Raw genomic sequence first — 7,067 nt, forward strand, 5'->3', positions numbered from 1 at the left:
TTATGTAATAACGTCCCAAACGTTTTTCACATTTCGACTAAGAAGGATTGACTAAAGTCTTTAAAGCGTTGATAGCGTCGGGCAGCGATACATTGTCGTAAGGCACTACCGCTCCTAGATTCAATCTTGAGACCAGTCAGCACGGTTTCCAGCGCACTGCCTTTTGCCTCAAAAACCGGCAGCATCAATCACGGCATCAACACCACGACCTTGTGTATCACTGATAATGAATTCAGCAAAGTCATTATCATCAAAATTGATGGGGACAATGCCATAGGTTTCCCTGGCAAACTCGGGGTAATCCTACTTTTCGTGCAATTTGACACCGTTAATTAAATTCCGATATTATTCAATGACTTGCGACGATGATTTCCGAAATTTATTCGCGATTATGAAAAACAAAGCGCATATGTTGTAAAAATAATGACCAATTACCGTTTTGGGAATTGACAGTAAATGGGACTAAAAAATGGGGGTATCGTATCTTTCGTGCACCAGAGGTGCGGTAGAGAATTTTCTTTATGTGTCAAAGTCTTACCATCGATCTGGTGCGGATTTGCATTGAAATCTAAGATTTACTTTGCCTTGGTGTAATCCATGATTGATATGCAGTGGGAGGACCTCGCCGGGCGGTTGATTCGTGGTTCAACGCCGCAACCGCGTCAATGATGTAGTCTTGACGTTCATACCAAGCAGGGAACCAACGTCTTTTCCTTTTAGCCATCGGCTAGCCCGAGCCGACTAATCAATTATCGCTAATGGCCGTGCAGTCTCCATCCGTTTCGCCCAGCGGTTTTGCTTGCATACAAAGCGAGGTCGCTATTCTTATAAAGTTCTTCAAGGTCAGCGTCCGGGCCTTCAAAAACTGCCGCGCCAATGCTTGCGCTAATTTGCATCGAGTGCGGGCCGAAAGAAATCGGCTGCGCCATGCTCGCCAAAATGCGGCTGCAAATCAGATCAAGCATGGTGTAGTCACTGGTTTTGGGAAGCAACACTGCGAATTCATCGCCGCCCAGACGCGCCAGACGGTCCGATTCGCGTATTGCAAGCTTTATTCGCTCTGCAGCTTCCTTGAGCAAGGCATCGCCAGCATCGTGCCCGAGGGTATCATTAATCTGCTTGAAGTGGTCAAGGTCGATGAGAAGTAATGTGAACTTGTCATGTTCTCGCGCAGCCCTGGCAGCCATATGCCGCAGTTCGTCGGTAAAACACCTCCGGTTTGGTATTCCGGTCAACGGATCCGAATAAGCCATCACTTCAAGCAGGTGCCGACTGGTCTGCAATTCGGCGGTACGCTGGTTCACCATTTCCTGTAGCTCGCGCTCGCGCCGCCGCAGGTAAGATGTTCGCACCTGGAACAGACATCCCAACAGGGTGACAATGCCGATAATGCTGAGTGTATGGACCCACCTGCGCTGATACCACGTCGGAGCGACTAACACTGCTAGTTCCAGCGGTGGCGACCACGCGCCATCACGATTTGAGCCGCGCAATTGCAGCGTGTACTCGCCCGGGGGTAGGTTAGTGTAGCTGACGCGGCGTAGCGACGAATCTGTGCTGATCCAATCCTTGTCAAAACCGAGTAGGCGATACGCGTAGCGGTTGCGCTCAGGTGCCGAAAAATCGAGAGCGGAAAACTCCACTGCAAAACCTCGCTCCTGGCCGTCAGCGGTAATCCCAATCACAGCGCGATGCTTTACGTCAGTGATGTTTTCATTGAAAGGCTGAGCGGGCACCGGTTTGTCGTTCACTGATACGGCCGTGACAACCAGCGGCGCCTCGTAGTTCCATGCCGTTAGCCGCTCCGGGCGCACCACCGTCAGGCCCGAAGTGCCGCCAAACATCAGCTCGCCAGTGTGGCTGATAGCACTGGAGTTGGTCCAGTACGAAGAAATTTTTACGCCTTCGGCCCAGCCTAGTGCGCGAACCTTAAACGTGACTGGATCGATACGGGCCAAGCCATCGTCAGTACTCACCCAGATGAAGCCTTCCCGGTCTTCGCGCAGTGCATTGACACCAGAATGGGGCAAGCCTTCTGCCATGGTAAGTAGCCGGAAATGTGGCTTTCCCTGGCTATCCGTTCTGTCTAGAATGGCAATGCCAATGCCGAAGATCGAGACCCACAGGCGCCCTTGTCGGTCAATCAGCAATGAAGATACAAAGCCTGGGGCAAGCGGGGCTCCGGTACCGCTGTCGCCCGAAAACCGCTGTACCTTCCCACTAATGTCATCTAGCTTGGCAAGCCCAGCTTTCGTGCCGACCCATAGTGTCCCATCCGCGGCAACTAGCAAGGCTGTCACACGCGAATCTTCCAGGCTGTCTGCTTCATGGTACAGCAATCGCGTGGCCTTCCCGCCTTGCAATTCGACCTTCCAAATTCCGTCGGGCCCACCAATCCACAAGTCTTCCCCTTGGAACACGGCAGCCCACACTGGAGCCCCCGCAGAGCGTTCCGGAATGATAAGTGGCCGTACAGGCCCCCTGACGCCGTCGTGACGAAACAAGCCTTGCTGGGTACCGATGTAGACCGCGCCGTCTGGGCCGTTGGTCATTGAGATCACTCGCCCGCTCGGGAGGCTCGTCGCTGCGCTCGGCTGACCTGGTAGCAGTTGACTCACGGATCCTGCCCTTGGATCCACAATATCAATGCCTCCACCGCTCACCGCGAGCCACACGCGTCCGTCTGGGCGCGTAAGAATACTCGGGATACTCATGTTGCTTTCGTTCGCAAAGCCCGCTTGGTGGAGGGTAAGGACGGCTTCAGGATGCGGATCGTACACGCTCATCGTCGCAGGGGTCGCAACAAAAATGAGGCCTCCGCGCTCGCGGTAAAGGGCGCGAACGTCATTGCCAGGCAAGCTGTCGGGCGAGTTTATCTCGTGCAGGATACGGTGGGTGGCACCGGTTCGCGGCGTAATCGAGACGATACCGGCACCTTCCGTGCCTAGCCAAATTTCGTCGGTATTCACTTCGACAATTGAAAATACACGCTGGCTTTGAAGGGCTGTCTTCCCGCCACTTTCATGTACGATGCGGGCCGAATTGGCTTCTACATCGATGAGAAAAGCGCCATTATTCCGTGTGCCGGCCCAGATGCGCCCGGTGCTGTCCTCGAAGAGTCTTCCCACAGAAACGGATGCATTGTCAACGTCCTCTAGACGTACTGGCATCAGGATCCTGCTACCGTTTGTTCTGCGAAACAATCCGTGTTGGGTACCAAACCAAAGGCTGCCTCTGCGGTCAAGCAGCAAAGCATTAATGCCGCCTTGTGGTAAGTCGGCGGCCGCCAAGGTACCAGAGCCGTGCCCACCCTGGATCAACACTCCGGAGGCATCCATGTGATCAAGTCCTCCACCAGTGCCGATCCAGATTCCGCCGATTCCATCGTCGGCTAGCGCCGAGACGCTCGAATGGCTTAACCCATTTGAACCGGCAGAGTAGGATATAAAACCATCGATCTTGCCGTCATAGCGCGCCAGCCCACCGGAACTAGTGCCAATCCAAAGGCGCCCACCGTGGTCAACAAGCAAACTGCTAACATATCCATCCTGCAAAGCTTTTGGGTCACCATGCTTGCGTGTGAAACGCCGCATGTGATAGCCATCCCAACGGACAAGGCCGCTTTGGGTTCCCATCCAAATGAAACCGCTGCTGTCTTGAATAAATACCTCTCCCGCAACGACTGGATGATGATTGAACGTGGGTTTCGCTAAGGCAGGCCAAAACTCAGGCGTTGTAGCAATCGCGCTTGTGTTATTGAGTAACAAATAAAAAACCAAAAGGTGTACAGCCAAACTGAGCCGTCGGAATGCTATGTGAACAATAAAGTTTCCAGTGTGCATATTTTGAATATACACATTCTCCAAGGGGTTGTCGCGCTGAGATGTATTTGCGCACGAAAGAATGGCATACACGTCAGCGATGAGTAAAGGTCATGCAATCGTGCTAGATCATTGCATCTCCCCGTTTAGAAATGAAATAGCGACCTTGTACTAACAGCATAATTAAAATTTCAGCAATTACCGGTTTTTTTTCGAATATTTTGTAAGCCATCAGGCTCTCATTCGGAAGGAAATAACTTACATAAGGTTAAATACATTTTCTTTATTACGAGCCAATATTGTTTAAATAGTAATTACAAATATATTAATTTTCTCCCGGCAGAAAAACAGCAAATCTTGAGCTGCAAATTTTGTGTCATCCGCATTTTAATTACTTGCATAATTGACTATTAAGCCAATTTATCGCGCTTACGCTATGTGAGGTTGCGCACAGAGTCCGGTCGTGCCTCCGACAATACTGTGTTCACTTTATTAACTCTTAATTAGGTGCACATGATGGCAACGAAGACCCCCAGCGATGTATCTGTTGTAGCAACGAGCCAGGCGAAAAAAAACAGTTCTTCAAAAACCTCTGCAGGCAAATCTACTTCAAGCTCTGAAGCAAAACCTGCCTCGGTACCACAAACAAAACTTGGGATCGCGTCAACGTCCCAAGACAAACCAGAAGTGCAGACAGCATCCGCCAAGCCTGATCCAGCAGCGCAAGCAGATGCTGAAACTCTTTTAAAGGCAGACCACCGCAAAGTTGAAAAACTATTTCAGCAATATGAATCTGCTGCAAATGAAGAGGACAAAGAGACGTTGGTCAAGCAGATATGCACCGAACTCATTGTCCACGCGCAACTGGAAGAAGAAATATTTTATCCAGCATGCCGAGAGGCCGACGTTGAAGATGATCTGCTTGATGAAGCTCAAGTTGAGCATGACGGTGCAAAAGTTCTTATTACACAGCTTATTACCCTACCAATTGACAGTGCTTATTACGATGCAAAGGTAAAAGTGCTCTCTGAATATATCAAACACCATGTTGGCGAAGAAGAAAAGCCGAGCGACGGGATCTTCGCCAAAGCTCGTAGTGCCGGAGTTGATTTTAATGAGCTTGGAAAGCGCATTACATCGCGTAAAGAAGAGCTCTTGGCACAGGGGGAAAGCGATATTTTGCAGCCTCCCATACCCCGTTCGCTCGAAGTTCCAGACTTTATCAATCGTTCTATCAAGGAGAATCAAGCAATGGCAAACCAACAAAATCGGGATGACCAAGGGCGTTTCACCAACCAAGGTAATGGTGGTTCGTCAAATGGACGTAATGCATCCAATTATCAATACGACGACCAAGACAATTACAGCCGCAATGGCGGCAGATCCAGCTCACAATCTGGAAATCGTGATCGCGACGATCAAGGCCGCTTCACCAGCGATGACGACAATCGTGGCAGAGGTGGATACTACGATCGAGATCAAGAAGACAATCGAACTCGCTCAGGTAGTGGGCGTTCAAACCGTGACGATAACGACTATGACGACGATTCATCCAATCGTCAAGGCCGTGGTCAAGGTCAAGGATGGTTCGGCGACTCAGAAGGTCATTCGCAAGCAGCGCGCAGAGGTAATCAGTCCTCCGACCGCTCCAGCCGCGATGATGATGACAATGACAGGAATGGCAATCGCTCCTCAGGTAACGGCGGCAATCGCGGTGGCCAAGGTCAGGGACACGGTGGCTGGTTCGGAGATTCCGAAGGCCACTCTCAAGCAGCACGCCGTGGCAATCAATCATCGTCCAGTCGTTCTAATCGTGACGATGAGGACGATAACGACAGGAACGGCAACCGTTCTTCAGGTAATGGCAGCAACCGTGGCGGTCAAGGCCAAGGCTGGCATGGAGACTCTGAGGGGCATTCCCAAGCAGCACGCCGCGGCAATCAATCATCCTCCAGTCGTTCTAATCGTGATGACGAAGATGACAATGATAGAAATGGTGGACGCTCTTCAGGTAACAGCGGCAATCGTGGCGGCCAGGGGCAAGGTCAGGGTTGGCATGGAGACTCAGAGGGCCATTCTCAGGCAGCACGCCGTGGCAGTCAATCTTCCAGCCGTTCCAATCGTGATGACGACGATGACAATGACAAGAGCGGTAACCGCTCTTCAGGTACTGGCAATCGCGGTGGTCAAGGCCATGGCGGCTGGTTCGGCGACTCAGAAGGTCATTCGCAAGCGGCCCGACGTGGCAATCAATCTTCCAGCCGTTCTGGCCGCGACGACAATGACGACGGTAGAGGCGGCAATCGTTCGTCGGGTAATCGCGGTGGTCAAAGTAATCAAGATGAAGGTCATGGGGGCTGGTTTGGGGATTCTGAGGGACATTCGGAAGCCGCACGTCGTGGTTGGGAAAACCGTCAATAATAGTTCCGCACTGTTAAGATGGCAGTACTAACTTGATCTTGAAGCACATGTACAAGAAAGGGGTTGCTATGTCGAATAGCAATCCCTTTTCGCGTCAAATGTAATTGACTGAAAAGACTGTAGTGCGAATGACACATGTGGGTGAAGATCTGTATAGAGTCGCTAGTGATGTATTAATACGCTTTAAAGACTTTAACACTACACTTGAGCAAGCACGCGGTGGACATTCTGGCCATATAAAAATTGGTATAGTCGCAACAGAAAAATTTGTCTTGCCCAGGAATTTTGGGGATCGTGTCGGCCAAGTAGTGTGGCCGACACGATTTATAGCTGCCAATTGATGATGGTGGTGGTGAGGGACATCGAATCTCCAATACTTCAAGCGGCTATAGACTACGCACGGCAAATTCTTCAGCGTTGCTCGAAATCCCCGGTTTTAACACATTCGATCGAATAATATTAATCGCGTTCACTTCCGAAAGCGGTGTTTCTCAAGTTCTTATAAGCACTTTTAAGTAGGACCCCATAAACCCCGAGTGCTAAGGCCGTCGGAGTTTTTATTTTTCCTTAGCATGATTATGTATGAACTTCTGTCAATCAAATCATCATTTTGAAAAGGCTCGCTAGTTGCTTACTTGCGATAAAAAGAAACGTAACATCTCACGGCTGGCGTCTGGGCCTGATGCATCAGTAAAGCTGCCTTGGCTATTACCGCCGGACCAAGCGTGGCCGGCACCATGAATTACCCATTGTTCAGCAGATAAGGATTTATGAGCATTTTTTTGAGATGCTGCATTTTCAGCATAGCGAATGCGTGTGTAGCGG

Annotated in this window: 2 protein-coding genes and 2 pseudogenes; 1 reads left to right on the forward strand and 3 read right to left on the reverse strand. The window is 50.6% G+C overall.

Annotated elements, in window-relative coordinates:
• Positions 1–74: 74 nt before the first annotated feature.
• Positions 75–291: pseudogene (locus tag ACO0LF_RS30725) on the reverse strand (glutathione-dependent formaldehyde dehydrogenase); the annotation flags it as partial.
• Between the two features lie 464 nt (positions 292–755).
• Positions 756–3,767 carry a diguanylate cyclase domain-containing protein gene (locus ACO0LF_RS30730; protein WP_423021119.1) on the reverse strand — a complete coding sequence of 1,004 codons (3,012 nt, stop codon included), beginning with the start codon at positions 3,765–3,767 and terminating at the stop codon, positions 756–758.
• Positions 3,768–4,334: 567 nt separating this feature from the next.
• On the opposite strand from ACO0LF_RS30730, the gene ACO0LF_RS30735 reads away from it, so the two are divergent.
• Positions 4,335–6,242: a hemerythrin domain-containing protein gene (locus tag ACO0LF_RS30735; RefSeq protein WP_423021121.1), complete on the forward strand. Its 1,908-nt coding sequence runs from the start codon at positions 4,335–4,337 to the stop codon at positions 6,240–6,242.
• A 623-nt stretch (positions 6,243–6,865) separates the two neighbouring features.
• Here ACO0LF_RS30735 and ACO0LF_RS30740 read toward each other — a convergent pair.
• A pseudogene (locus ACO0LF_RS30740) lies at positions 6,866–7,067 on the reverse strand (hypothetical protein); the annotation flags it as partial.

This window comes from Undibacterium sp. Di27W (assembly GCF_049340345.1).
In the GTDB taxonomy this organism is placed as follows: domain Bacteria; phylum Pseudomonadota; class Gammaproteobacteria; order Burkholderiales; family Burkholderiaceae_D; genus Undibacterium.

Bases quoted from the DNA above. Each gene is read 5' to 3' on its own strand.
- ACO0LF_RS30735 (WP_423021121.1), top strand. From the start codon at position 4,335: ATGATGGCAACGAAGACCCCCAGCGATGTATCTGTTGTAGCAACGAGC.